The following is a 24,494-nucleotide window of genomic DNA, read 5'->3' on the forward strand; positions in this document are numbered from 1 at the left end:
CTTAGGCTCAGAGACGTTCGATAATGGTGGCGATCCCCATGCCACCGCCGACACACAAGGTGGCCAGGCCGTAGCGTTGCTGGCGCACCTCGAGCTCGTCGAGCAAGGTGCCGAGAATCGCGCAGCCGGTGGCGCCCAAGGGATGGCCCATGGCGATGGAGCCGCCGTTGACATTGACCCGTGCGGTGTCGATGCCCATGTCCTTGATGAACTTGAGCACCACCGAAGCAAAGGCTTCGTTGACTTCGAACAGGTCGATGTCTTCAATCCGCAGGCCGGCTTTGGCCAGCGCCTTGCGAGTGGCCGGCGCGGGGCCTGTAAGCATGATGGTCGGGTCGGTGCTGGTCACCGCCGTGGCAACAATGCGCGCCCGCGGTTGCAGGCCCAACTCGCGGCCTTTGGCCTCGGAACCGATCAACATCAGCGCGGCGCCATCCACGATCCCAGAGCTGTTGCCCGGCGTATGCACATGGTGGATGCGCTCCACGTGGCTATAGACCCGCAACGCGGTGGCGTCAAAGCCCATCTGGCCCATCATTTCGAAGCTGGGCTTGAGCTTGCCCAAGCCCTCGAGTGTTGAGTCGCCGCGGATAAATTCGTCATGGTCCAGCAGCACGATGCCGTTCTGGTCGTGCACCGCGATGAGCGACTTATTGAAAGAACCGTCTGCCCGCGCCCTGGCGGCTTTCTGCTGGGACTGCAGGGCAAAGGTGTCGACATCCTGGCGCGTAAAGCCTTCCAGGGTGGCGATCAGGTCGGCGCCAATGCCTTGGGGCGTGAAGTGGCTGTGCATATTGGTTTGCGGGTCGAGCACCCAGGCGCCGCCATCGCTGCCCATGGGCACGCGGGACATGGACTCGACGCCGCCAACAACCACCAGGTCTTCGAAGCCGGAACGCACCTTCATCGCCCCCAGGTTCACCGCCTCCAGGCCCGACGCGCAGAAGCGATTGACCTGCACACCGGCAACACTGACATCCCAGTCGGCCACCAGCGCGGCGGTCTTGGCGATATCGGCGCCCTGGTCGCCCACGGGGGTGACGCAGCCAAGGACGATGTCATCCACTTGGCGGGTGTCGAGGTCGCTGCGCTGCGCCAGCGCCGTGAGCAAGCCGGCCACCAGGTTTACCGGCTTGACGCTGTGCAGGGCACCGTCGGCCTTGCCTTTTCCCCGGGGCGTGCGTATCGCATCAAAGATCAAAGCTTGGGTCATGACATCCTCGAACCACTATGGGTGTGTGCCCCTACCTTAGGCCCGATTGACACGGTTTCAATGACGGATGCGCTCATTGCTTTTGACCCCCTCGCTCGGACGAACGGTAGGTACCTACGGGAAATGCCTGATTAATCGTTTTAGCTGTCTAGCCCTAGGGCTGGCGCCAAGGTGGCAATAAGCCTCATGCCGTTTTTAGCGCAAATACTTCTTAGCTGATATGAAATGAGTCTAAGCCAGAAAGAACGGGCGCTCTAAGGTTGAATCTGTAAGACGCTGCTGCCGGGTTTTGCTGGAGCAGCTGTAAGAAAAGTGCAACGTCACCTCGCGATACTGACTTCAACGGCACGCATTTGACGCTCAGGAATAACAACAAAAGAAAAGGCAGTCAGCCATGTTCAAACAATCGAAAGTACGTCAGGCGGGACTTATCCTGTTCGCCACCACCTTGATTCTGATCTTGCCCAATTTAACCAAGGTTATTGGGTGACACTCCCAGCTTCCGTGCACACACCGCACCAGGCCTGCAGCTTTTGGCAGCACCTGCCAGGACATTGCGCTTAGCGCTCCTGTTGCAGGGGCTGTCTTTTTACCTGCCGTTTTCCGTTATCGTGTGCGCCCTCACTCTCTCGCAACGGGCCTGTGCCTTGAAACCGATCCTCGCCCTTTTTGCCCTGCTGCTGAGCCTGCCTGCGGCGGCGGCACAGTTGACCATCGAGTTGGACCACACCCACAACACCTGGGAGACCGCCGAGCTGCTCAAGCACCCTGACGCTCAAACGGTGCAGATCGTTGATGATGTGTCCTACAAGCGCAACATGACCTATCGTGCGGTGCCCCTCGCGGTGCTCTTGCCGGGCCTTAAATCTGCGAACCACCTGCAAGCCGTTGCCCTTGATGGTTTTGCCGCCGAACTTGCCGCCGCGCCGTTGCTGGAAAAAAACGGCGCCCGCGCCTGGCTGGCCGTGGAAGACCCGGCCCATCCATGGCCACCACTGGCACAGGGCAAGCCCAGCGCCGGACCGTTCTATCTGGTCTGGACCAACCCTCAAGCCGGACGTATCAGCCCGGAACAGTGGCCGTTCCAGGTCTCCAGGTTCAAACAGTTGCAGAAGGTTGGCGAGCGTTTCCCGGCGTTATTGCCCGACCCTAAGCTGGCGGCGAACGACCCGATCAACCAAGGCTTCGCGTTGTTCCAGAAGAACTGCCTGGCGTGCCATCGCCTCAATGGCGGCGGTGATGCCCAGATGGGGCCGGACTTGAATGTGCCCTACAACCCCACCGAGTATTTCAGCGGCGATTTTCTCAAGCGTTACATCCGCGACCCGCAAAGCCTGAGGCATTGGCCACAGGCGAAGATGCCGGCGTTTACAGCCAGTGTATTGCCAGACAATGAGTTGGACTTGCTGGTGGGGTATCTGCGGCATATGGCGGGCCGCAAGTTGTAGAGGCGAGCTTGCTCGCGAAAAGCCTGAGAGCACCGTCGATCGTTCCCACGCTCTGCGTGGTAACGCCTCTCGTGATGCTCTGCGTCACGCTATGGGACGCGGAGCGTCCTGGGCTGCATTCCCACGCAGAGCGTGCGAACGATCAAGCAAGCTTGCTCCGACAGTTATCGGTCATTGCTGCGGCGCCACGAATACCTTGGCGTGCATCTGCTCATGCCCACCGCCACGGCGCATGCCGCGTACCGGGCAGGCGTCGAGGTAGTCCAGGCCGACGGCCAGCTTCAAGTGCCGCTCCGGCCGCGCCAGTTGGTTGGTCACGTCAAAGCTGTACCAGGCGTCATCCAGCCAGGCTTCGGCCCAGGCATGGCTGGCCAGGTGCGCGCTGTCTTCGGTGTACAAATACCCCGACACATACCGCGCCGGGATCCCCAGGCTACGTGCGCAGGCCAGGAACGCATGGGTATGGTCCTGGCACACCCCAGCGGCCCCTGCGAAGGCTTGGGCGGCGCAGGTATCGACGTCAGTCGCGCCGGGGGTGTAGACCATGGTGTGGTTCAGCGCCTGCATCAAGTCGATAAGCGCCGTGCGGTCGCGACGCTGATGGCAGTTTTGCTCGGCAAACCCGCGCAGGGCGTCGTCGGGCTCGGTGAGGCGCGTGGAGCGCAGGAACGGAAAGGCAGACTGGCTTTCGTGTTCGGCCTCGCGCCATTCATCGATCTCCACCACGCCCCGAGCGCCAATGATGATGGCGTCATGGGGTTCGTCCAGCGTGAGCACATGCAATATGTTGCCGAAGGGGTCCACCTGCGCCCGCACCGGGCGCGGCAGGTCGAGTTGCCAGCTCAGCACGTGCTGGCGCTCGCTGTCATGGGGGGTCAGGCGCAGGTACTGGATGCTGGCGCGCACCTGGTCTTCGTAGTGGTAGGTGGTGTCGTGGCTGATGGAGAGTCTCATGCCGCCTCCAGGTAGGAACTGTAGATGGCGTCGCCCAACTGGCGGACCAAGGGGATAAAGTCGGTCAGCCAGGCATGCAGGCCTTCCTCGAGGATTTCGTCGATGGCCGTAAAGCGCAGGCGCGCATCCATCTCGGCGGCCAGGCGCTGGGCCGGGCGACCATTGAGGCCTGGCAGGCTCGCGAGGATCTGGTCGATCTCTTCGCTGCAAGCACGCAGCGAACGCGGCACATCCGCGCGTAAGAGCAGCAGTTCGGCCACTTGCCGAGCGCCCGGCGCATCGCGATAAATCTCGGTGTACGCCTCGAACGACGACAGAGCGCGCAGCAACGCACTCCATTGGTAATAAGCGTGAGCCGTACCATCGCTGACCGCCGCCGCCTGTTCGCCGGCCATTTCGTAGCGGGCATCCAGCAGGCGCAGGGTGTTATCGGCACGCTCAATAAAAGTGCCCAGGCGGATAAAGCGGAAGGCATCGTTGCGCATGATGGTGCCGTACGTGGCGCCCCGAAACAGATGGGAACGCTCCTTGACCCACTCACAAAACCGGCTCATGCCGTAATGGCTGAGCCCCTGCTGGGCGATATCGCGAATGTCCAGCCAGGTGGCGTTGATGTTTTCCCACATGTCGGCGGTGATCCGCCCACGTACCGCATGGGCGCTGGCCCGCGCCGCACCCAGACAGCTGTAGATGCTCGCCGGGTTGGCCGCGTCCAGGGCAAAAAAATGCAGCAACCGTTCAGCGTGCAGTGGGCCATGGCGCTCGTGGTAATCGTCCAGAGTGCCGGTGATCAACAGCGGCATGGCTAATTCATGCAGGCCATCGCCGCGCCCGTCCTGGGGCATCAGCGACAGCGAATAGCTGACATCGAGCATGCGTGCGAGGTTTTCGGCACGCTCCAGGTAGCGTGACATCCAGTACAAATCCGAGGCAGTTCTACTCAACATGGCATCAGTCCTCGACCACCCAGGTGTCTTTGGTTCCGCCGCCCTGGGACGAGTTGACCACCAACGAGCCTTCGCGCAGCGCCACACGGGTCAGGCCACCCGGCACCACGCGGGTGTCCTTGCCGGACAACACGAAGGGGCGCAGGTCGATATGGCGCGGGGCGATGCCGTTTTCGACAAAGGTCGGGCAGGTGGACAAGCACAGGGTCGGCTGCGCGATATAGGCGTGTGGCTTGGCCTTGATACGCGCCCGGAACGCTTCGATTTCTGCGGTTGTAGACGCCGGGCCAACCAGCATGCCGTAACCACCGGAGCCCTGGGTTTCCTTGACCACCAGGTCGGGCAGGTTGGCCAGTACGTGGGACAACTCGTCAGGCTTACGGCATTGAAAAGTCGGAACGTTCTGCAGGATCGGCTCTTCATCGAGGTAGAAGCGGATCATCTCGGTGACGAACGGGTAAACCGATTTGTCGTCCGCGACTCCGGTGCCAATGGCGTTGGCCAGCACCACATTGCCGCAACGGTAGGCGGCGAGCAGGCCGGGTACACCAAGCATCGAGTTGGGGTTGAATGCCAAGGGATCTAGAAATGCATCATCGAGGCGACGGTAGATCACATCGACAGCCTTGGGTCCATCGGTGGTGCGCATGAACACACGGTCATCGCGCACGAACAAATCCGCGCCTTCCACCAACTCCACACCCATTTCCCGAGCCAGGAAGGCATGTTCGAAGAATGCGCTGTTGAAACGCCCGGGCGTCAGTACTACCACACTGGGGTTATCCAGGGGGCTGGCGCTTTTGAGGGTGTCGAGCAGCAGGTTGGGGTAATGGTCGATGGGCGCGATGCGCTGGGCCGCGAACAACTCGGGGAACAGACGCATCATCATCTTGCGGTCTTCGAGCATGTAGCTGACACCGCTGGGCGTGCGCAGGTTGTCTTCGAGCACGTAGTACGTGCCGTCGCCATCGCGTACGAGGTCCACCCCCGAGATGTGCGAATAGATATCGCGATGCAAGTCCAGGCCCTGCATTGCCAGTTGGTATTGCTCGTTGGCCAATACCTGCTCGGCGGGGATGATGCCGGCCTTGATGATGCGTTGGTCGTGGTACAGGTCGGTGAGGAACAGGTTCAGCGCCTTGACCCGCTGGATGCAACCGCGTTCGACAACCCGCCATTCACTCGCCGGAATGCTGCGGGGGATGGTATCGAAGGGGATCAGACGCTCGGTGCCTTGTTCGTCCCCGTAGAGGGTGAAGGTGATGCCGGCGCGATGGAACAGCAAATCGGCTTCACGCCGGCGCTGGGCCAGCAGTTCGGCAGGGGTGTCGGCCAACCAACGGGCGAACTCGCGATAATGGGGGCGAACCTGCCCTGCCCCATCGTACATTTCATCGTAATAAGTGCGGATCATGCCGTACTCCTTGTCACCCGGACGCAAGAACCTTCGCAAGGCCCGTGCCAGCGGCATAAACACTTGATAATCAAACAGTTGCATAATCCGAGGGGATTTGCCGCACCGTCCTGGTGCGCGCAATTGCCTGGGCCACGCCGTACGCTCCGTTGCAATGCGGTGTTTGGCTATCAACAGCATAGTCAGAGTTGATTTCACTGCCCGCCTGCACATGCGGATAATCGCCCACATCGGTTGAACAGGACGTGTCCTACAGCCAAACCCTTTGCACATTCAGTAACGTATTGACTCGTGTACTGATGACTCCTCGGTCTTCCCTTTCCGCCACCCTATTCGGGTGGTTTTTTTTGCGCCTGAAACGGCAGTTTCCGTTGCGACGGTAGCCCAAACAAAATCGGCCGACCCAAAGGTCAGCCGATACGCTGTGCTGCTCATAAATACCAACTACATGGGTAACCCACGCACCTCCTGCTTGACGCCCCATCCTTCGATGATCCCTCCCAGGGGCTCGACCACCGCTTCAAAGTCTTGCTCGAAGTCTCCTATGCCGTCGTAGGTTGCGAACATGATTTTGCTCAGTTCCAGGTACCAGGCGCCATCGTCGCGCGCGCTGACCTGGGCGTTGAGGGACTCCCCACGAAATCGACCCGCAGCCCTGCGCGCCCGTTCCTCATCCGGGAAAATGGCGTAGAACTCGATGGGGTGAAAGCGCGAGAAATCAAAGCCGCCTTCTTTCATGCGGCGCAGTACGTTGGTGCTGATGTCTTCTTGATAGGCTGTGCTCATGAAACGTCCTCCTCACACCGATGGATAGACTTTCCGTGCTTCCTGAAGCCCCGCGCCCTGCTGGCGCGGGCACCACGGCATAACAACACCGCAGGAAAACAAGCATGTAGCTGACAAGACCAGACCTTAGCGATTCATTCGCTGATCTCGATTGCAGAGTAGCGTGAAGCTGTCACCACCACCAGAGGGGCTCGTGTGGCGCATGAAAAATGTTTAGACGGAGGGAGAAATATCGAGAATCTGGATACTGTTCTGGTCTTTGAGAATCTTGACCGTCGGCTCGGGTTTACGGCCTTCCAGGTCATTGAGATCGAGTTTGGCAGCAATCGGCACCAGCTTCGCACGAATCATATGCGCAGCATCTTCGAGGCTGGGCTTTTGTTCGCAGGTGAACTGCTGCACGGACGTTTCACCGTGATCATCAACGAAGGTAATTTGCCACGTTTGCATCGATGCCTCCTCGATAAAACCCATAGGTGGGCTTACAAGTATCTGGACCTTGGCGGCGCGCAAAACGTTCCGCTCAAGCCCGGAGGCACCGGATCAACTGCACTTATTTTTCAGCGTGTTCTTTCAAGGCTTTCAAGGTGTTGAACGGGGCGTCCACCACAAACTTGTTGGCCAGCCACGAAGGTACGCTGCCACCTGGCTCGGTGTGTACCTGGTAGGTGACTTCGGTCTGGTTATCGCCCTTTGGCACCAGTTTCCAGAAACCCTCCACCTGGGCGACCCGCACGTAGCCTTTTGCTTCGGGCTTGTAGGTCGGCACACCTTCCAGTTTGCGCGTGACGGTGCCGTCAGCGGATTTGGTGGTGGTGACGTGGATGTAAGAATCGCGGTCCGTCACGGGGAACGGGGCCTTGAACTGGGTGTAGGTCCAGGCCTCGTCGCCTTTCTTGTCGACGAGTTTCTGGGATTTGCATTCATGGATCCATGCGCAAGCACCGACCACATCTTCCTGCAGCGCCTGGACCTTGGCCAAAGGCGCCTTGATCACGGTCACGCCGCGATAGGCCTTGTACTTGGAACCGGCAATCTCGCTCAGGGACACCTTGATACCGTCTTCGTCCTTGGCGACTTGCCAATCCTCAGCCTGGGCAGTGGCCGCAAACAACAGCGTAAAACCGCACAGCACAGCCACTCGTTTCAGCGAACCCATCGTTGTATTCCTTATTGTTGAAGTTCCGATAGTAAAGCCCATCAAGCCGCCGTCATCTGCTCCCACCAGCCGATCAGCCGGATGGCATCGGCCTGGTCGTTGCCGCACACCTCAATATCGGCATGGAAATCACTGCACACGGCGGGCCGCTGCGGTTGACCGAACAACTGGCACAATTGTTCCACCGACAGGTGCACGCAACGAACGCCAGCGGGTTTGCCCTGGGGCATTCCGGGTAGTGGCGAACTGATGGAGGGGGCAATGCAGCAGGCGCCACAGCCTTCACGGCATTTCATGACCAGCAGGTCCTCGACGACTCAATAGGGATGGCCGGGCTAGAGTACGCCCTTAAACAGCCGTTTTAAAATGGCCCAACAGGAGTTTTTCGCACAAAACAAAAGTGACCGACCAGTCTGCGACAGATGGTCGGCAACCTGGGTCACCTGTGCTCAGAAAGTTTATTGCTTGAATTCGAAATCCAGCGCAGCGCCTTCAACATCACGGCGCTCTTCGTTACGCAGTTGCAGCTTCATCTCATTGCTGAGCAAGCGGCCGTTGATCTGGAACGCACTGTTGTCGGTGGGCTTTTCACCAAACATCGGCGGCAACAGAGGCACGCTCTTGGGCTTGGGCATGGTGCCAATGGGTTGCAAGTGCCTGACCATGTCCGAAGGCAGGGACAGGTCCAACTGTGCCGGTGGCAGTTTGGTCTGGGCGACCTCATGGGCCGACTTGGACTTGCTCGCCACGGGTGCACGCTTTTTGGTCGAAGCGGCTTTCTTTTGCGCGGCGGGGGCTTTTTTCGCAGGCGTTGGCTGCTTGGCTGAGGTCTTTTGCTCGGCACCGACAACAGGCTTGCCTTCAACCACCGGCGCTGCAGCCAGCACGCTACCGGCATTGCACAGGCTCAGCAGACCAAGCATCAACGTAACGCGAAAAATAGAAGTCATATCGCCAACAGCATTAACGGCAGAAGGCCATATGCTCGCTTGTTGTGCGCGGCATGACAAGGGCACAGATCAGTCTTGTCCCCTTTGCTCGCCTCAAAAACCCGCTGCGGCCTCCTGGCACAGCTGGCTGGCAAGCATTCCCAGGGTCATCAACGCCCTCTCCGCCTCGCGATTCCACGGCGTGCCGCAATTGAGGCGAATACAGTGGTTGAACTGTTCGGTATTACTGAAAATCAGCCCTGGCGCAATACTGATGCCTTGTTGCAGGGCACGCACATGCAGTTCCTGAGTATTGACCCGCCCCGGCAAACTGACCCACAAGATAAAGCCGCCGGTCGGGCGGGTCATCTGGGTGCCTTCGGGGAAATACTGCTGCACCGCCAATTGGAAGGCACTGAGGTTCTTGCGGTATTCCTGGCGGATGTAGCGCAAATGACGGTCGTAGCCACCGTTTTCCAGATAGGCCGCGACGCCCATCTGGGTGACGCTGCATGCCGAGTGCGTGCTGAACATCTGCAGGCGCTGGATTTCCTGCTGGTATTTGCCGGCAATCATCCAGCCAATGCGCACGCCTGGGGACAAGGTCTTGGAAAAGCTTGAGCAATAGATCACTCGGTCGAGGCGGTCGTAGGCCTTGAGGGCTTTGGTGCGGCCGAGTTCGAACATCAACTCGCCGTAAATATCATCTTCGACAATCTGGATATCGAAGTCCGACGCCAGGCGCAGCAACTGTTTCTGCCGCTCCTCTGGCATGGTGCCGCCCAGCGGGTTACTCAAGCGCGTGGTCAGCACCAGCGCTTTGATCGACCATTGGTTGGCGGCCAGTTGCAGGGCTTCCAGGCTCATGCCCGTGGCGGGGTCACTGGGGATCTCGATCACCTTGAGGCCCAGCAGATCAGCCAATTGCAGCAAGCCGTAATAGGTCGGTGATTCAGCCGCGATCAGGTCGCCAGGGCGCGTCAGCACGCGCAACGACATTTGCAAGGCATCGACACAGCCGTGGGTGATCACCACTTCGGAAGGGTCCACTACCACCCCGGCATCGCGCATGCGGATCGCCACCTGGCGCCGCAGGGGTTCAAAGCCAGGGCTGAACATGTAGCTGAACGCCCGTGGGCTCTGGAAACGCGTGACCTTGGCCAATTGCTGATGCAATGCCCGCACCGGCAGGTAGTCGACACTCGGCACCGCCGCGCCCAAGAGAAACACCCCTTCACGGCGCGACTCGACCAGCACCTGCTGGATGATACTGCTACGGGTGACCAAACCTGGGCGCTCGACCCGTGCGATATCAGGCGTAGGCGCCGTGAGTGCTGGCGTCTGATGCACGTAGTAGCCCGACTGCGGCCGCGCCCGAATCAGCCCCTGGTCTTCCAGGTTGGCGTAGGCCTGCAGCACCGTGGCATGGCTCACATTGAGCTGGGAACTCATCTTGCGTACCGACGGCACGCGCTCCCCCGGTTGGTAGACACCGCGGCGGATGTCCTCAGCCAGTTGCTGGGCAATACGCTGGTAAAGCAACAGATTGGTCATGACGCAGCACTCGATTTCACGGGCATTTTATTTTTGTGTGAAACATACCGGCACAGTTTAGAAGTGTACGGGGACAGTTGCCACAATAGTCGAGCGTGGGCGGGAGTGACAGTAAAAACTGCGGGGGGAGCTGGGGTGGGCATCGCCGAAACGAAATGTGGGAGCGGGCTTGCTCGCGAAGGCGGTGTGTCAGCCAGCACATCCAGTACTGAGCCACCGCATTCGCGAGCAAGCCCGCTCCCACAATTTGGAGCTGCGTCAGCTGTTAGCGCGCAGCGCCCAATTGGCCCTTCTCGTCAGAGAAAACAATTTCCACCCGACGGTTCTGTGCACGACCACGCTCGGAGGCATTGGCTTCCACCGGGTATTGGTCGCCATAGCCCTCGACTTCGATGCGCTTGTCATCGATGCCCAGGTCCATCAACAGGTCGGCCACCGATTGAGCCCGGTCGCGGGACAGTTTCAGGTTTTCCTGCTCGCCACCGGTGTTGTCGGTGTAGCCCTCGATGCGCACCCGACGCTTGGGGTTCAGTTGCAGGAATTGCACGATCTTGAGCACCGTGCGGTTGGCCGAGTTCTGCAGCTCCGCTTCGCCGGTGTCGAACAGTACGTCGCCCAGGGTCATCACCAGGCCACGGTCGGTCTGGGTGGTGAGGCTGGCGATTTGCGCTTCAACCCACTTGCCCTGCTGTTGCACGCTGGCCAGCTTGTTTTCGCGCAAGGCCAGTTGCAGGCGCTGACGTTCCAACTCCAGTTGGGTGCCGCGCTCGGCATTCAGGCCCTGCTGGGTGTGCTCTCGGGCGATGGCGCTGTACCGCTGGCTCAGGTAGGCGTAATGCACCACATCGGAGCCGCTGCCCCAGTAGCTGGACAGGCGATCGGCGCGGGCCAGGGACTCTCCGGCGCGGATCACGTCCTTGGGCGCGAAGCGCAGCACGTTGGCGTCTTCCTTGACCTTTTGAAAGTCATCGCCGGCCTGCTGCAACGCCTGCTCACTCGTGGGTTGGCTCGCACAGCCGCCCAGGGCCACGCTGCCCAGCAGCAGTACACAGCTCAGGCCACGGATCATCGGGCTCATTGTGCTTCTCCCAACTGCAGCTGCTTACGCAGGCGAGTGATACGGGTATTGAGCACGTTCAATTGTTCCTGGCTCTTGCCGGTCAGCACTTTGGCTTCGGCCAGGCGTGCGTCCAGCTCAGCCTGCTCGGCGCGCATCCGCGCTCGCTTGTAGGATTGGTCGGCCATGTTGCCCTTGGCCCGGGCGAATTTTTCTTCGGCCAGCTTCAGTTCGGGGGATTCATCGGTGTTGGCCCCGACCGCGGTGGCTTGTTCCAAGGCTTGCTGGGTCAGGCGCATTTGTTCGATCGGCGCAGGATCGGTTGCGCATCCCGCCAGCGCGACAACGGCAAGGGCCGCGAAAAGAGCTCGAAAAATCACTGTAAATCCCTACTTTGTTGGGGTGCCGACAGGTTGTTGCAGTTGCGCTTTCCAACGCTCCAGATTGCGCTGCAGCGCGGCTTGAGCGGCACCGGAGGCGGGCAATTCTGTCATCTTTTTCGTCAGCTGTCCGCGAAGCCAAGGATCATTGCAGGCCGAGTTGTGGGAAATCGCCAGGTACAGGCCAGGCTGATCGACAGGCACCTCATGGGCCACCAGGTCATTACTCATGCCCAGGGTCTGGGCCATGGCCATGCCGGAATAGCGCCCAGCCAGCACGTAGTCCACCTCACCGAGCAACAGTTTCTGGAAAGCCGGCGTCAAATTGGGCAGGCGTTGCAGGTTGAGTTGCTGGCTGGCGAAGGTTTCGAACTCCGTGCTCAAACGCGCACGTTCCGAGACTGCGCCTTTGTGGCCGTGCAAATCGGCGGCGGTGGAATAGACCACGGCTGAATCCTTGCGCGTCCATACCAGGTAGTCGGTCTGCATCAGCGCCGGATGGATGTAGTCGAAGTGGTCCAGTTCACCCAGGTTCAGCGGTGCGTCGGCGAGAATGTCCATGCGCCCGCTGCGTGCTTCATCTAGGGCCAGGGAGCGTTTGCCGCCGTAGAGCAGGTCGATTTTCACCCCGAGCTCCTTGCCCACTTGTTGCAGCACGTCAGCGGTCGCGCCGATCAGGTGCGTAGGGTCCTGGGGGTCGCGCCAGAGTAAAGGCGGTGCGTCCGGGCTGCCGGTGATCACCAGGCGCTCGCACTTGCCGGCGGCGAGCGTCAGGCTCGGCAGCAGCGTAAGGCCCAACAGTACAGTCCAGGGGCGCAGCGCCATGGCATGTTCCTTCCTAAAGTGCTCGCGAAAAACGTCAACGATAACGCGTGCGTTCTGAATAAATGCGGCGCCTGTGGTTTTTTCGCGAGCGAGCTCGCTCCTACAGGGAATAAAAAAGCCCGGTCATAAGACCGGGCTCTTTATAAGTGAAGCGGCTGGATTAGACCAGCTTCTCCAACTCAGGTACCGCTTCGAACAAGTCCGCCACCAGGCCATAATCGGCAACCTGGAAGATCGGAGCTTCTTCGTCCTTGTTGATCGCAACGATCACTTTGGAGTCTTTCATACCGGCCAAGTGCTGGATCGCGCCGGAGATACCGACGGCGATGTACAGCTGTGGCGCAACGATTTTGCCGGTCTGGCCGACCTGCATGTCGTTGGGTACGAAACCTGCGTCAACGGCTGCGCGGGAAGCGCCGACCGCAGCGCCCAGCTTGTCGGCCAGGGCGTACAGGTGTTTGAAGTTGTCACCGTTCTGCATGCCACGCCCGCCGGAAACGACGATTTTGGCAGCAGTCAGTTCAGGACGGTCCGACTTGGCCAGCTCTTCGCCGACGAAGCTGGAAGTGCCAGCGTCGTGGGCAGCGGAGACGGCTTCAACGGCAGCCGAGCCACCTTCGGCAGCAACCGGGTCGAAACCGGTGGCGCGTACGGTGATGACCTTGACCGAGGCGTTGGACTGCACGGTAGCGATGGCGTTACCGGCGTAGATCGGGCGCTTGAAGGTGTCGGCGCTTTCTACCGAGATGATCTCGGAGATCTGGTCAACGTCCAGCTGCGCGGCAACGCGTGGCAGGATGTTTTTGCCGTTGGAGGTAGCGGCGGCCAGGATGTGGCTGTAGCCAGCGCCAAGCTCGGCGACCAGCGGTGCAACGTTTTCCGGCAGCTGATGCGCATAAGCGGCATTGTCAGCGTTCAGGACTTTGCTCACGCCTGCGATTTTTGCAGCCGCTTCAGCCACGGCGCCAGCGCCCTGACCAGCAACCAGCACGTGGATGTCCCCACCGATTTTAGCGGCAGCGGCCACGGTGTTCAGGGTGGCCGGGGCCAGCACCTTGTTATCGTGTTCGGCGATTACGAGGATAGTCATGATCAGATCACCTTCGCTTCGTTTTTCAGTTTCTCGACCAGTTCAGCCACCGACTTGACCTTGATACCCGCGCTGCGTGCAGCCGGCGCTTCGACTTTGACGGTCTTGTTGGTAGAGGCGGTGGAAACGCCCAACGCGTCCGGAGTCAACGTCTCCAAAGGCTTCTTCTTGGCTTTCATGATGTTTGGCAGGGACGCATAACGCGGCTCGTTCAAACGCAGGTCGGTGGTGACGATGGCCGGCAGTTTCAGGGAAACCGTCTGCGCGCCGCCGTCGATTTCACGGGTGACCGCAACGCTGTCGCCGCTCACTTCGACTTTCGAAGCGAAGGTGCCCTGGCCGTAACCGGTCAGTGCAGCCAACATCTGGCCAGTCTGGTTGTTGTCGCTGTCGATGGCTTGTTTGCCCAGGATCACCAGTTGTGGCTGTTCCTTGTCGACAACGGCCTTGAGCAGCTTGGCAACGGCCAGGGAGGTCAGCTCTTCAGCGGACTCCACCAGAATGGCGCGGTCGGCGCCCAGGGCCAAAGCGGTACGCAACTGCTCTTGGGCAGTGGTCGGCCCGATGGACACCACGACGATTTCCGTCGCCACGCCTTTCTCTTTCAGGCGTACGGCTTCTTCCACAGCGATTTCGCAGAAAGGGTTCATCGACATCTTGACGTTAGCAAGGTCGACGCCGGAATTGTCCGCCTTGACGCGAACTTTCACGTTGTAATCGACAACGCGTTTGACAGCTACAAGAACCTTCATGGATTCCTCGTTACTCTCCGGTGAAAAGAAAGTCGCCTAGGCGAACCTGGCGGTTGATGCTCATCGGCACACAAGGGCACCTCCAAAGACCTCGGCAGTGGCCTTGCACACGGGAAATGACGACCGTTCGTCAGTGGTGACTGAGAGGTCATTCTTTATCGTGGCGTGTAAACTGCGCTCCAACGTTTGGGTGCGCATCACCTTCATTGCCTTCGGCTTGTCTTTGGACGTGCTCTTGAAACCTGCAGTCTGCCTACGGGAAGCGCAAAACCGACCGTATCTTGACCGGAACGCCTATTCTGGTCAATACGGCAAAATGGTCAGTCATAAGCCCCGTTGCTTTGATTTATCTAGGCTGCAGGCAATTCAAACAAACGTTTGTATTGGACGCTGTCAGTGGTCTATATATAATGCGCCACCTAGAGAGACAGGTGGGTCCTGCCTTCGCGCAGAACCACACCGAACCTCCACCCATTAGAAAAAAAAGCCTGTTGAGCCTTGAGTAGGAGATAGCCTGTGGAACGCGAATACATGGAATTCGACGTGGTCATCGTCGGCGCTGGCCCGGCTGGCCTGTCTGCCGCCTGCCGACTGAAGCAGAAGGCCGCCGAAGCCGGTAAGGAAATCAGCGTCTGCGTGGTCGAGAAAGGCTCCGAAGTCGGCGCCCATATCCTCTCCGGTGCCGTGTTTGAACCACGTGCCCTGAACGAGCTGTTCCCGGACTGGAAAGCACTCGGCGCCCCGCTCAACACGCCCGTGGTGCGCGATGACATCTATGTACTGCGCAGCCCGGAAGCCTCCACCAAGGTGCCCGACTTCTTTGTGCCCAAGACCATGCACAACGAAGGCAACTACATCATTTCCCTGGGCAACCTGTGCCGCTGGCTGGCCCAGCAGGCCGAGAACCTCGGAGTGGAAATCTACCCAGGCTTCGCCGCCCAGGAAGCGCTGTTCGACGAGAACGGCGTGGTACGCGGCATCATCACCGGCGACCTCGGCGTCGACCGTGAAGGCAAGCCAAAAGACGGCCTGTACACCCCGGGCATGGAGCTGCGTGGCAAGTACACGCTGTTCGCCGAAGGTTGCCGTGGCCACATCGGCAAGCAACTGATCCAGCGCTTCAACCTGGACAGCGACGCCGACGCCCAGCACTACGGCATTGGCCTGAAGGAAATCTGGGAAATCGACCCAGCCAAGCACCAGCCGGGCCTGGTGGTGCACACCGCCGGTTGGCCGCTGGACATCATGGGTAAAGAGAACACCGGTGGCTCGTTCCTTTATCACCTGGAAAACAATCAAGTCGTGGTCGGCCTGATCGTCGACCTGTCCTACAGCAATACCTTCCTGTCGCCGTTCGATGAATTCCAGCGCCTCAAGCACCACCCGGTGCTGGCCCAGTACCTGGAAGGCGGCAAGCGGGTCAGCTACGGCGCCCGCGCGATCTGCAAAGGTGGCCTGAATTCGCTGCCGAAGATGGTCTTCAAGGGCGGCGCGCTGATCGGTTGCGATCTGGGCACCCTGAACTTCGCCAAGATCAAAGGCAGTCACACCGCGATGAAGTCCGGCATGCTCGCCGCCGACGCCGTGGCCGACCGCCTGTTTGCCGAATCCGAGGGCGGTGATGAGCTGACCACATATGTCGACAGCTTCAAAGCCAGCTGGCTGTATGAAGAACTGTTCGCCAGCCGTAATTTCGGCCCGGCCGTGCACAAGTTCGGCGCAATCATCGGCGGCGGTTTCAACTGGCTCGACCAGAATATTTTCGGCGGCAAGATTCCTTTCACCCTGCACGACACCAAGCCGGACTACGCCTGCCTGAAGCTGGCCAAAGACAGCCAGAAGATCGACTACCCCAAACCCGACGGCAAGCTGAGCTTCGACAAGCTGAGCTCGGTGTTCATCTCCGGCACCAACCATGAAGAAGAGCAGCCGTGCCACTTGAAGCTCAAAGACCCAAGCATCCCGATCGGCACCAACCTGCCGCTCTACGATGAACCGGCGCAGCGCTACTGCCCGGCAGGCGTGTATGAAGTGGTGACCAAGGAAGACGGCGAGAAACGCTTCCAGATCAACGCCCAGAACTGCGTGCACTGCAAGACCTGTGACATCAAGGACCCCTCGCAGAACATCACCTGGGTGACGCCGGAAGGCGCGGGCGGGCCGACTTACCCGAATATGTAAGTCGTTCGCTTAACCAGAAAAGGCTCCCGAAATGGGTAATGCCAGTCAGTTAAGACAGAATCGGTAACTGTGGCGAGGGAGCTTGCTCCCGCTGGGGCGCGAAGCGGCCCCAAAAATGGGACTGCTACGCAGTCCAGCGGGAGCAAGCCCCCTCGCCACAAGTCACTGGTTGTCTGCTCTAGCTCTTAACTGACTGGCATTAGGGCAAGCGCGCGAAGGCGGAGTGTCAGTCACTGAATCTACAACTGAACCACCGCTATCGCAGGCAAGCCAGCTCCCACACGGGTCATGCATTACCCACAGAATCAGCGTCTGGTACAGATCCCCTGTGGGAGCGGGCTTGCCCGCGAAAGCGGGCAAGCCCGCCAGGATGTTGGATCAGACCGAGTACATACCCGTTATTCAGGTAAGGACCACAAAGTTGTGTCGATACCTAAGCCTCTAAGGCAAACCCCACCGCGGCCTGCGCATGCAACGCGGTGGTGTCCAGCAGCGGCAGGGCGCTGTGTTCGGGCTGGACCAGCAGGCAGATTTCCGTACAGCCGAGGATGATCGCCTGGGCGCCTTGTGCAGCGAGTGCCTGGATCACCCGCTGATACACCTGGCGTGACGCGTCACTGATGATGCCCACGCACAGTTCTTCATAGATGATTCGGTGCACCTCCTGGCGTTCATCCGCGTCTGGCACCAGCACGTTGAGCCCCTGGGCGGCAAGGCGGGACTTGAGGAAGTCCTGCTCCATGGTGAACGCGGTACCCAGCAAGCCCACCGTCAGGGTCCCGGCCTCCAGAGCCGCCGCCGCCGTGGCATCAGCAATATGCAGGAAGGGGATCGACACCGCCGCCTCAATACGCGGTGCCACCAAGTGCATGGTGTTGGTACACAGCACCACACAATCAGCGCCCCCGGCCTGCAAGCGCCGTGCGGCATCTTCCAGGATCAGCGCGGCATCGTCCCAACGCCCGGCATGCTGAGCCTGTTCCACCGGGCCGAAATCCACGCTGTACATCAACACTTGCGCCGAGCGCAGCGGGCCAAGACGGTCGCGCACGCGCTGATTTATAAGGCGGTAATACTCGGCGCTGGACTCCCAGCTCATGCCGCCGATAAGGCCGATGGTGCGCATAGGGTGCTCCTGAAAAAGGATGAGCCTTCACCTTACCCACTCGAGGCTGATGAGTCATACGCAGTTGCCGACCCATTCACCGGAACAGTTCAAGCAACGTGGGTGATCGGTCATCGTCCGGTGCTGAGCGACTCGTCCATACCTGTGAGAAATGACAGTATATTTTGCTGAAAACCCCATATCTAATCAGCACGAACGACCGAGCAGCCCCTGAGCGCTCATGATGGCGACGCTCCGTTTTCCCCTACGCCGAAAGACCGCCATTGCCGAGTGACCTTCGGATACCTCTCACATCCAGAGTTTTTGATTTCAAATAAGGTCAGCCCTACTGAAAGTTTGATTCCAGAGGAGCTTTTCATGGCACCGCAACACTGTGAAGGCGACACCGATACCCGCCACAACAGTCATTCGTCACCGGCGCCGCTCACGATTCCCGATATCCAGCTACCTTTCGCCGTTGCACCGCCGCGTGCCGACACTGAACGGCTGCGTGCGCATGCGCTTGCTTGGGCGCAGCGATACGGTTTGATCGGCAGGCGTGGCGCGCATCGGTTGACCACCACGGCACTGCTCGACCTGGGAATAGCATTGTGCGGGGGGGCGCCCACGCACCGAGCGCAGACTCTGGTGTGCTGGTACCTGTGGGCGCTTACGCTGGATGACCGTATTGATGACGGACCCTGGGCGGAAAACGGCGCGCTGGAGCATTTCATCGCCGCCGTGCAGGCGTTGACCGACAGCGGCGATGCTGTGCCGTCAGGTGAACGCGACCGGTTCGAGGACCCGATGCTGGTTGTTCTGGCCGATGACTTGTGGCCCGAGATCCAGCGTTGGGGCAGCGGGCCTTGGCGGCAGAGGCTGGTGGGGCATTTGGTCCAGCATCTGCGCGCGCAGGCGGCGCAGGTACGCATGCGAGAAACCGATACGGCGCTCGCCTTGGCTGAGTATCTGCCGTTGCGCCGGGATTCCTTCGGCGCCCTGTTCTTTTTTGATCTGATCGATGGTGCCGAAGCCCTGGACCCGTACGAGCATCCTGCGCAGGTGGAAACGTGGAGCAGGTTGCGTAAGCACGCTGCCGATATCATCGCGTGGACAAACGATATCCACTCGGTTGCCAAAGATGTGGTGTGTGGCGAGCGCTTCAATCTGGTATCGATACTCGCGCACACCGCTGGCCTGGACTGGCCTGGCGCGATAGAAGCAGCCCATCAGATGGTCAACACGGCAGTTGCTCAATTCACGGCAGCCGCTACCGAGCATGCCCATTACCCGCCGTGCGCTGCGACCGATCCGGACCGGTTGCGTCAGGTTGTCCGGGCGGCGGGGGACTGGCATCGCAGCGTTTCGCGCTATCACCTACAGGCCGATGGTTGCGCGGTACAGCACAGCCGACAAGTGGACCTGGCGCTGACTCCGCCGACCCTCAAGTCCCGCCAGTTCGAAATCGACCCGTACCCCTTGTATGAGCGTTTACGCACCACACTTCCGATCGCGTACGACGAGCCCACCGATGTGTGGCTGGTCAGTCGCTATGTGGATGTCAAAGCCGCGCTGACCCACCCAGGGGCAAGCAATCGCAACTACACCTGGCAGATTGGGCCGCTGCTGGGGCACACCATTGTGACCATGGACGGCTGCGAACACGCCCAGCACCGAGCATTGCTCACCCCGTCGTTTCGCAGCAAGGCGCTGGTGGCGCTCGAAGCGTCTGTCACCGCAGTGACCGCAGACTTGCTGGCGCGTATGCAGGGCCGGCCTCAGGTCGACCTGATTGCCGATTTCACCGCTGCGCTGCCGGTGCGAGTGATGGCTCATGCATTGGGCCTCCCGGCACACACACGAGAGGAGGTGGAGCGGCTCAAGCGTTGGTGTGCCATCGGCTTCGCGTACATGGGCAACTATCGTCAGGACCCAGCACTGTTGACCGGCGGGTTATCCAACCGGGACAGTTTTTACGACTTTATCCAGCCCTACATCGACGCTCGGCGTATAGAACCCAAGGACGACTTGATTTCACAACTCCTGGCGGCACGTATCGACGACCAGCCGTTGTCCGAGTCCTTTGTACGGTCCTATTGCGCGATCCTGATGACGGCAGGCAGCGAGACCAGTCACGGCGCCCTGGCGAATCTGATCGTCAACCTGTTGAGCGAACCTGGCGTGAAAGAGGCGGTGATCGCTGATCCAGCACTGATGGACAACGCCCTCACCGAAACCCTGCGACGCAACCCGCCTTTGCAACTTGTACTGCGGGAGGCGACTGAACCGCTGCAACTGCCGTCGGGAACAATTCCTGGTGGCGCAACCCTGGCCTGCCTGATCGGTTCAGCCAATCGTGATCCGGCCCGGTTCAGCGACCCGGACACCTTCAATATGTTGCGCGCCGAACAGGCGAGCAGCCATTTCGCTTTCGGAGCGGGGCGCCACTTCTGCCTGGGCTCCATGCTCGCTCGGATGGAGATCACGATCGGTGCGCGCATGCTGCTGCAGACCTTTCCCAACCTGCGCTGGGCTCCGGGGTTCAAGCCCGAAGAGCGCGGGTTTCTCAATCGCTGCCCTGATCAATTGGAGGTGGTGCTTTGACCACATCTGTTTCCACCGAGCAACCCGGCTACACCCGCAGCTATCTCGCGGACCAACACGCAGGCCAATTGGCGAGGTTGCAAACCCTGGAGCGCGCCTTTGACCCGTTAAGCCATAAGGTTTTTGAACGATTGGATCTGCCGGACGCGCCCGCCATCCTTGATCTGGGCGCCGGTGCCGGATCGCTCGCGGGCTGGTTGAGCCAGCGATATCCCGACGCAACGGTTACCGCCACGGATATCGATGCCCGCTTTCTGGTCGATATCCCCGGCATCAAGGTGATGACCCACAATGTCACGACCGATGATTTTCCTGCGGCATCGTTTGACGTGGTGCACGCCCGGGCGTTGCTGTGCCACCTCACTGACCGCGAGGAGATAGTGACGCGAGCCGCCACTTGGTTACGTCCCGGAGGCTGGTTGGTGATCGAAGATGTGAGCCTGCAACCGAGCCTCAGAACGACGAACCCGTTGCTGCGCAAAGTCGCCCAGGCCGGAATCACACTGTTGGAGCAGTCCATCGGGTCTGACATGTTCTGGGCCGATCGACTGCCTGATCGGCTACGTGACCGGGGGCTTGTCAACGTGGGGCATCGCACCCTCGAAGGCCGAATCGGCGACAACAGCCCGGCAGATGCCTTCTGGGCGGCAACCACCGCGCAGGCAGGGCCTGCATTGTTGGAACTTGGGTTACTCACCCAGGCAGAGCTGGATGCCATGGCCATGCTGCGTGCCGATCCAACGTTCACCGACGCCGCCTTGACGTTAGTCAGTGCCTGGGGACGCGTCCTCTAGCTTGATACTGTGCGGGGGCGCACATCATTGCACTTAGGAACATACACAATGACCCATGATGTAGTGTTAGTTGATGCGCAAGATAGACCGATCGGAGTGTGTGGCAAACGCGATGCACACCTGGGGAACGGACGGCTTCATCGCGCTTTTTCAGTGCATTTGATCGACAGCAGTGGCCGTCATCTGGTTCAGCGTCGTGCGGCAGGTAAAATGCTTTGGCCTGGTTTTTGGTCGAATGCTTGCTGCAGTCATCCTGCACCTGGCGAGACTATTCTGGAGGCGGCGTCCCGTCGTCTACACGAAGAGTTAGGCGTCTGGGCTTCCTGCCGCTCTCTGTACAGCTTTGAGTACCACGCGCGGTTCGGATCTGTCGGTGCGGAGCACGAACTCTGCCATGTGCTGGTTGCTCAAACGGACGCTGGAGTTTCTCCCGCTGCCGACGAAGTCAGCGAGGTCAAGTGGCAGACCCGAGCCGACATATCCGCCCAACTTGCACAGAGTCAGGCGTTATTTACGCCCTGGTTTGCAATGCAATGGCCGCGTCTTCTAGCAGAACATCCCGAGTTCGACATACCGTCCAAGCACGTATAGACCTGTTGTTTATGACAGTAGACGACGCGCATCCCACAGCCGTTAATAGGTGGGCCAAGCCTGCGTGTTGCACGCCTTGGCCCACCTGGATGACGAGGGTTGCCAAATGTCAAATGCATACGAGTTTCTTAGCTTCGATGATTTGCCAGCTGCTGAAATTACCGAGAACGAAAACACGATCACCCTTACCGCGCCAGCGATTCCTGACGTTGATGCAGGACAAGAAGTCGTGTTCTTCGTGCGTACGCCTCTGGGCAAGGGCATTGCCGTCTACCTGGCCTTGCAACAAGACCGCCTGAATGAACCCATGGAGGTGAAGTTGGATAAGAGCCAACTACCCAAGTCGAAGGAGTGGCACGTCGATTACGGGGCCTACGTTAACAAGCGCGCGGTTCATCGTTCAGCCGTGTCATATTTTCCAGCGACGACGGCGGCCAATCAGAGCTAGAACAGACGACAATAACCTGTGGCGAGGGAGGCGACCTCCTTCGCCATCTCTGGCGTTAATAAGGTGCTATACCTACCACTCACTCTTACGATAGTGGTCGCCAGGGAGTTTAATTGATGAAACTAAGGCTAATGGTCAGCACACTGTGTGTTGCCTCGCTAGGCATGGCCGGTTGCGCCAGCAAGGTAGTGCAGCCGGATGAGTATTCAGGGTTTCTTTCCAACTACAGTCAGCTCAAGGAAGCCAAGTCACCGTCGGGGGCTGAGGTGATGCGCTGGGTTGATCCACAGCTGGACCTGAGCCGCTACACCGCGGTCTACATCGAGCCTACCCAGTTTTACCCCAAGCCCCAGGCCACTTCCCGAATTCCCGAGAGCACGTTGCGGGGCATCAATGACTATTACAACCAGGCGCTCAAGCGCGAGCTGGGTCAGTCACTGCCCGTGGCCAATGCCCCAGGCCCAGGGGTAATTGTTGTGAGAGCGGCGATTACCGCCGTGAGCAGCAAGACCGAGAGTCTCAAGCCATATGAGTTTATTCCCGTCGCCCTGGTGGCTGCGGCAGTGAGCACGGGCACCGGCATTCGCGACCAGGAAACCACCCTGGGCACCGAGGCGCAGTTCCTCGATGGCGCCACTCATAAAGTGCTGGCCCAAGTGGTGCGCAAAGGCACCGGCAAGCCGCTGGCTAATGACTCCCAAGTGATGAAGGCCGACGATGTAAAAAGCGTCATCGACGGTTGGGCGTCAGACCTGCACCAGTCCTACGTGAAACTGAAAAAACACTGAGTCAAAAAAAAGCGCGGCGGGTCATCGCCCGTCGCGCTTTTTTTATTCGCCGAGCTTATTTAAGCGGCGTCAACGCTGGTAGCTTCCACTGGCCGCTAGCGACTTCAGGCTTGGGCAGGTAAATGCGCAAGACCGCATAGAACGGGCCGGGAGGGGCTGGCAACCAGTTGCTCTGCTCAGCCTTGGGTGGCTCGTGGTGTTGCAATGCCAGGGTCAAGCCACCCTCTGCGTCGAGCTTGAGGCTCGGCAACATCTGCGAGTTGATCAGGTAGCGCTTCTTGTGGTTTGGCACCAGCAATTTGGTCTTGGCGTCGTACATCGTCAGCGACCAGAACGCGTCAGCCGGCGGCAACTGGTCCTTGGCAAAATGCACGGTGTAGCTGTGGCGTGCGCCATTGGCCGGCTTGCCTTCGCTGTCGATGACGTAGCTCAAGTGTGCGGCTTCATCACTGGAGTTGCCGAACATCCCCAGCTCGGCACCGGCGTAGCGGTACAGGTAGTTGTTTTGCAGGTGATCGCGGCTGCCGTACAGGTCTGCGCCGGTTACTTGGTGGGTGTCGACCTTGGCCTTCTTGAACGCGGCGAATTCAGCGCGGCCATCGGCGATGCCGTCTTCCAGAGCCTTGCGCTGCTCGGCGGTCAACTGGTTGACTTTGAACGGCGCGCCCGGGGCAATACCGATCCTGGCAAAGCGCGCCAGCAGATCTTTTTCATTGTCCTGGGGCGCGGCGAAGGCCAGCATGAAGTTCAGGTAGCGAAACAGCTGCGGGCCTTCGGTCATCGTCGCCATCGGCTTGGGCCATTGGATCTTCGGCACGTTGGCGGGGGCGGGTTGCCTCACATAACTGCTCAGCGCCTGCACCTTGTAGCCGCTCTGGATCTGCTTGACCTTGCTCAGGTCTTTGTCGTCAAACAGTTGAGTGCGGTAAAGGGCGTAGGCGATGTTGCTTTCGCTGTAGACCACACGGTCGATGTCCACCGGCTGCTGACCTTTCCAGTCTGGCCCGGCGATCATGTAGTGCCCGCCGTTATTGCCGGTACTGCGGGTGCCCAGGTAGGCGAAATTCTGCGTATAGAGGTCGATCAATTGCACCGAGTAATAGCGGTTGTCTTCAATCTTGGGCAGGGTCAGCACCAGCGGCTCTTTGCGCAAGTCCATCCACACGAACGAGTAGGGCGTGTCGACGTTCGGGGTGGTAACTGCGTTGTCCTTGGGGGTGAGCACCTGGGCGCTGTTTTCGATACGGTTGAACGGCGCCTTGAAGTGGGCACCGCCTTTATCAACGGCCTGGGTGTAGAGCGTCTTGTACATCTGCACCACCGGGAAGCCGTACAAGTAGGCTTCCTTGGCAATGGCCCTGGCTTCGCTGGGGCTTGCGGTGAAGTCAGCCCAGGCGCCGGAGCTCATGAGTATCGAGAGGCTCGCCAACAGCAGGCGCGTCGGTTTTCCAATCATGTTGTTGCGTCCTTCCTGA

General features: G+C 59.8%; 24 protein-coding genes. 7 read left to right on the forward strand and 17 right to left on the reverse strand.

Going from position 1 to position 24,494, the window contains the following annotated elements; all coding sequences use genetic code 11:
* Positions 1-7: 7 nt before the first annotated feature.
* Positions 8-1,213: an acetyl-CoA C-acetyltransferase gene (locus GIV26_RS14640; RefSeq protein ID WP_236281264.1), complete on the reverse strand. Its 1,206-nt coding sequence runs from the start codon at positions 1,211-1,213 to the stop codon at positions 8-10.
* A 647-nt stretch (positions 1,214-1,860) separates the two neighbouring features.
* On the opposite strand from GIV26_RS14640, the gene GIV26_RS14645 reads away from it, so the two are divergent.
* Positions 1,861-2,661: a c-type cytochrome gene (locus GIV26_RS14645; RefSeq protein ID WP_236281267.1), complete on the forward strand. Its 801-nt coding sequence runs from the start codon at positions 1,861-1,863 to the stop codon at positions 2,659-2,661.
* A 171-nt stretch (positions 2,662-2,832) separates the two neighbouring features.
* Here GIV26_RS14645 and GIV26_RS14650 read toward each other — a convergent pair whose 3' ends face one another.
* The 14 genes from GIV26_RS14650 to GIV26_RS14715 form a co-directional block, all read right to left on the reverse strand.
* The gene (locus GIV26_RS14650) at positions 2,833-3,615 is read right to left on the reverse strand and encodes a transglutaminase family protein (RefSeq protein WP_034126757.1); all 783 of its coding nucleotides are present in this window, start codon (positions 3,613-3,615) and stop codon (positions 2,833-2,835) included.
* Positions 3,612-4,562, reverse strand: coding sequence for an alpha-E domain-containing protein (locus tag GIV26_RS14655; protein WP_034126756.1), 951 nt, complete (start codon positions 4,560-4,562; stop codon positions 3,612-3,614). The genes GIV26_RS14650 and GIV26_RS14655 overlap by 4 nt, the downstream gene beginning before the upstream one ends.
* A 4-nt stretch (positions 4,563-4,566) precedes the next feature.
* Positions 4,567-5,976 carry a circularly permuted type 2 ATP-grasp protein gene (locus GIV26_RS14660; RefSeq protein WP_236281269.1) on the reverse strand — a complete coding sequence of 470 codons (1,410 nt, stop codon included), beginning with the start codon at positions 5,974-5,976 and terminating at the stop codon, positions 4,567-4,569.
* Between the two features lie 444 nt (positions 5,977-6,420).
* Positions 6,421-6,762: a ribonuclease E inhibitor RraB gene (locus tag GIV26_RS14665; protein WP_003193463.1), complete on the reverse strand. Its 342-nt coding sequence runs from the start codon at positions 6,760-6,762 to the stop codon at positions 6,421-6,423.
* Between the two features lie 213 nt (positions 6,763-6,975).
* Positions 6,976-7,212 (reverse strand): hypothetical protein, encoded by a 237-nt coding sequence (locus tag GIV26_RS14670; RefSeq protein ID WP_054897212.1) that lies wholly within the window; start codon positions 7,210-7,212, stop codon positions 6,976-6,978.
* Between the two features lie 103 nt (positions 7,213-7,315).
* Entirely contained in the window at positions 7,316-7,921 is a 606-nt protein-coding gene (locus GIV26_RS14675; protein WP_236281272.1) for an START domain-containing protein, read from the reverse strand.
* Between the two features lie 41 nt (positions 7,922-7,962).
* On the reverse strand, positions 7,963-8,217 hold the full coding sequence (locus GIV26_RS14680; protein ID WP_197883257.1) for a YkgJ family cysteine cluster protein: 255 nt from the start codon (positions 8,215-8,217) through the stop codon (positions 7,963-7,965).
* Positions 8,218-8,379: 162 nt separating this feature from the next.
* Positions 8,380-8,871 carry a translation initiation factor 2 gene (locus GIV26_RS14685; RefSeq protein ID WP_201914458.1) on the reverse strand — a complete coding sequence of 164 codons (492 nt, stop codon included), beginning with the start codon at positions 8,869-8,871 and terminating at the stop codon, positions 8,380-8,382.
* A gap of 93 nt (positions 8,872-8,964) precedes the next feature.
* Positions 8,965-10,404 carry an aminotransferase-like domain-containing protein gene (locus GIV26_RS14690; RefSeq protein ID WP_236281274.1) on the reverse strand — a complete coding sequence of 480 codons (1,440 nt, stop codon included), beginning with the start codon at positions 10,402-10,404 and terminating at the stop codon, positions 8,965-8,967.
* A 265-nt stretch (positions 10,405-10,669) separates the two neighbouring features.
* On the reverse strand, positions 10,670-11,482 hold the full coding sequence (locus tag GIV26_RS14695) for an OmpA family protein (RefSeq protein WP_034126751.1): 813 nt from the start codon (positions 11,480-11,482) through the stop codon (positions 10,670-10,672).
* Entirely contained in the window at positions 11,479-11,841 is a 363-nt protein-coding gene (locus GIV26_RS14700) for a DUF4398 domain-containing protein (RefSeq protein WP_003193475.1), read from the reverse strand. The genes GIV26_RS14695 and GIV26_RS14700 overlap by 4 nt, the downstream gene beginning before the upstream one ends.
* 9 nt (positions 11,842-11,850) lie before the next feature.
* Positions 11,851-12,666 carry a substrate-binding periplasmic protein gene (locus tag GIV26_RS14705; protein ID WP_089041900.1) on the reverse strand — a complete coding sequence of 272 codons (816 nt, stop codon included), beginning with the start codon at positions 12,664-12,666 and terminating at the stop codon, positions 11,851-11,853.
* Between the two features lie 160 nt (positions 12,667-12,826).
* The gene (locus tag GIV26_RS14710) at positions 12,827-13,756 is read right to left on the reverse strand and encodes an electron transfer flavoprotein subunit alpha/FixB family protein (protein ID WP_034120769.1); all 930 of its coding nucleotides are present in this window, start codon (positions 13,754-13,756) and stop codon (positions 12,827-12,829) included.
* A gap of 2 nt (positions 13,757-13,758) precedes the next feature.
* A complete protein-coding gene (locus GIV26_RS14715; protein WP_014719538.1) occupies positions 13,759-14,508 on the reverse strand; it encodes an electron transfer flavoprotein subunit beta/FixA family protein in 750 nt (249 codons plus the stop codon).
* 516 nt (positions 14,509-15,024) lie between these two features.
* On the opposite strand from GIV26_RS14715, the gene GIV26_RS14720 reads away from it, so the two are divergent.
* Positions 15,025-16,689 (forward strand): electron transfer flavoprotein-ubiquinone oxidoreductase, encoded by a 1,665-nt coding sequence (locus GIV26_RS14720; protein WP_034126749.1) that lies wholly within the window; start codon positions 15,025-15,027, stop codon positions 16,687-16,689.
* Between the two features lie 433 nt (positions 16,690-17,122).
* Here GIV26_RS14720 and GIV26_RS14725 read toward each other — a convergent pair whose 3' ends face one another.
* Complete coding sequence (locus tag GIV26_RS14725) at positions 17,123-17,815, reverse strand: aspartate/glutamate racemase family protein (RefSeq protein WP_236281277.1); 693 nt, start codon at positions 17,813-17,815, stop codon at positions 17,123-17,125.
* A 357-nt stretch (positions 17,816-18,172) separates the two neighbouring features.
* Here GIV26_RS14725 and GIV26_RS14730 point away from each other — a divergent pair, with 357 nt between their 5' ends.
* From GIV26_RS14730 to GIV26_RS14750, 5 genes are all read left to right on the forward strand, one after another.
* A complete protein-coding gene (locus tag GIV26_RS14730; RefSeq protein ID WP_236281292.1) occupies positions 18,173-20,398 on the forward strand; it encodes a cytochrome P450 in 2,226 nt (741 codons plus the stop codon).
* Positions 20,395-21,192 carry a class I SAM-dependent methyltransferase gene (locus tag GIV26_RS14735; RefSeq protein WP_236281296.1) on the forward strand — a complete coding sequence of 266 codons (798 nt, stop codon included), beginning with the start codon at positions 20,395-20,397 and terminating at the stop codon, positions 21,190-21,192. The genes GIV26_RS14730 and GIV26_RS14735 overlap by 4 nt, the downstream gene beginning before the upstream one ends.
* 48 nt (positions 21,193-21,240) lie before the next feature.
* Positions 21,241-21,783, forward strand: a complete 543-nt coding sequence (gene idi / locus GIV26_RS14740; protein ID WP_236281299.1) for an isopentenyl-diphosphate Delta-isomerase — start codon at positions 21,241-21,243, stop codon at positions 21,781-21,783.
* Between the two features lie 106 nt (positions 21,784-21,889).
* The gene (locus GIV26_RS14745; protein WP_236281302.1) at positions 21,890-22,231 is read left to right on the forward strand and encodes a hypothetical protein; all 342 of its coding nucleotides are present in this window, start codon (positions 21,890-21,892) and stop codon (positions 22,229-22,231) included.
* Between the two features lie 116 nt (positions 22,232-22,347).
* Complete coding sequence (locus GIV26_RS14750; RefSeq protein ID WP_034127464.1) at positions 22,348-23,019, forward strand: DUF3313 domain-containing protein; 672 nt, start codon at positions 22,348-22,350, stop codon at positions 23,017-23,019.
* A gap of 55 nt (positions 23,020-23,074) precedes the next feature.
* On the opposite strand, the gene GIV26_RS14755 is transcribed toward GIV26_RS14750, so the two are convergent.
* Positions 23,075-24,475 carry a DUF1254 domain-containing protein gene (locus GIV26_RS14755; RefSeq protein WP_236281304.1) on the reverse strand — a complete coding sequence of 467 codons (1,401 nt, stop codon included), beginning with the start codon at positions 24,473-24,475 and terminating at the stop codon, positions 23,075-23,077.
* Positions 24,476-24,494 lie beyond the last annotated feature (19 nt).

Source organism: Pseudomonas sp. PA-1-3F, assembly GCF_021609665.1.
Lineage (GTDB): Bacteria > Pseudomonadota > Gammaproteobacteria > Pseudomonadales > Pseudomonadaceae > Aquipseudomonas > Aquipseudomonas paracarnis.

Coding starts and splice junctions, on each gene's coding strand:
- GIV26_RS14660 (WP_236281269.1), bottom strand. CDS start 5,976: ATGATCCGCACTTATTACGATGAAATGTACGATGGGGCAGGGCAGGTT.
- GIV26_RS14650 (WP_034126757.1), bottom strand. CDS start 3,615: ATGAGACTCTCCATCAGCCACGACACCACCTACCACTACGAAGACCAG.
- GIV26_RS14640 (WP_236281264.1), bottom strand. CDS start 1,213: ATGACCCAAGCTTTGATCTTTGATGCGATACGCACGCCCCGGGGAAAA.
- GIV26_RS14685 (WP_201914458.1), bottom strand. CDS start 8,871: ATGACTTCTATTTTTCGCGTTACGTTGATGCTTGGTCTGCTGAGCCTG.
- GIV26_RS14715 (WP_014719538.1), bottom strand. CDS start 14,508: ATGAAGGTTCTTGTAGCTGTCAAACGCGTTGTCGATTACAACGTGAAA.
- GIV26_RS14675 (WP_236281272.1), bottom strand. CDS start 7,921: ATGGGTTCGCTGAAACGAGTGGCTGTGCTGTGCGGTTTTACGCTGTTG.
- GIV26_RS14730 (WP_236281292.1), top strand. CDS start 18,173: ATGGCACCGCAACACTGTGAAGGCGACACCGATACCCGCCACAACAGT.
- GIV26_RS14750 (WP_034127464.1), top strand. CDS start 22,348: ATGAAACTAAGGCTAATGGTCAGCACACTGTGTGTTGCCTCGCTAGGC.
- GIV26_RS14665 (WP_003193463.1), bottom strand. CDS start 6,762: ATGAGCACAGCCTATCAAGAAGACATCAGCACCAACGTACTGCGCCGC.
- GIV26_RS14705 (WP_089041900.1), bottom strand. CDS start 12,666: ATGGCGCTGCGCCCCTGGACTGTACTGTTGGGCCTTACGCTGCTGCCG.
- idi (WP_236281299.1), top strand. CDS start 21,241: ATGACCCATGATGTAGTGTTAGTTGATGCGCAAGATAGACCGATCGGA.
- GIV26_RS14670 (WP_054897212.1), bottom strand. CDS start 7,212: ATGCAAACGTGGCAAATTACCTTCGTTGATGATCACGGTGAAACGTCC.
- GIV26_RS14725 (WP_236281277.1), bottom strand. CDS start 17,815: ATGCGCACCATCGGCCTTATCGGCGGCATGAGCTGGGAGTCCAGCGCC.
- GIV26_RS14690 (WP_236281274.1), bottom strand. CDS start 10,404: ATGACCAATCTGTTGCTTTACCAGCGTATTGCCCAGCAACTGGCTGAG.
- GIV26_RS14755 (WP_236281304.1), bottom strand. CDS start 24,475: ATGATTGGAAAACCGACGCGCCTGCTGTTGGCGAGCCTCTCGATACTC.
- GIV26_RS14655 (WP_034126756.1), bottom strand. CDS start 4,562: ATGTTGAGTAGAACTGCCTCGGATTTGTACTGGATGTCACGCTACCTG.
- GIV26_RS14710 (WP_034120769.1), bottom strand. CDS start 13,756: ATGACTATCCTCGTAATCGCCGAACACGATAACAAGGTGCTGGCCCCG.
- GIV26_RS14680 (WP_197883257.1), bottom strand. CDS start 8,217: ATGAAATGCCGTGAAGGCTGTGGCGCCTGCTGCATTGCCCCCTCCATC.
- GIV26_RS14695 (WP_034126751.1), bottom strand. CDS start 11,482: ATGAGCCCGATGATCCGTGGCCTGAGCTGTGTACTGCTGCTGGGCAGC.
- GIV26_RS14745 (WP_236281302.1), top strand. CDS start 21,890: ATGTCAAATGCATACGAGTTTCTTAGCTTCGATGATTTGCCAGCTGCT.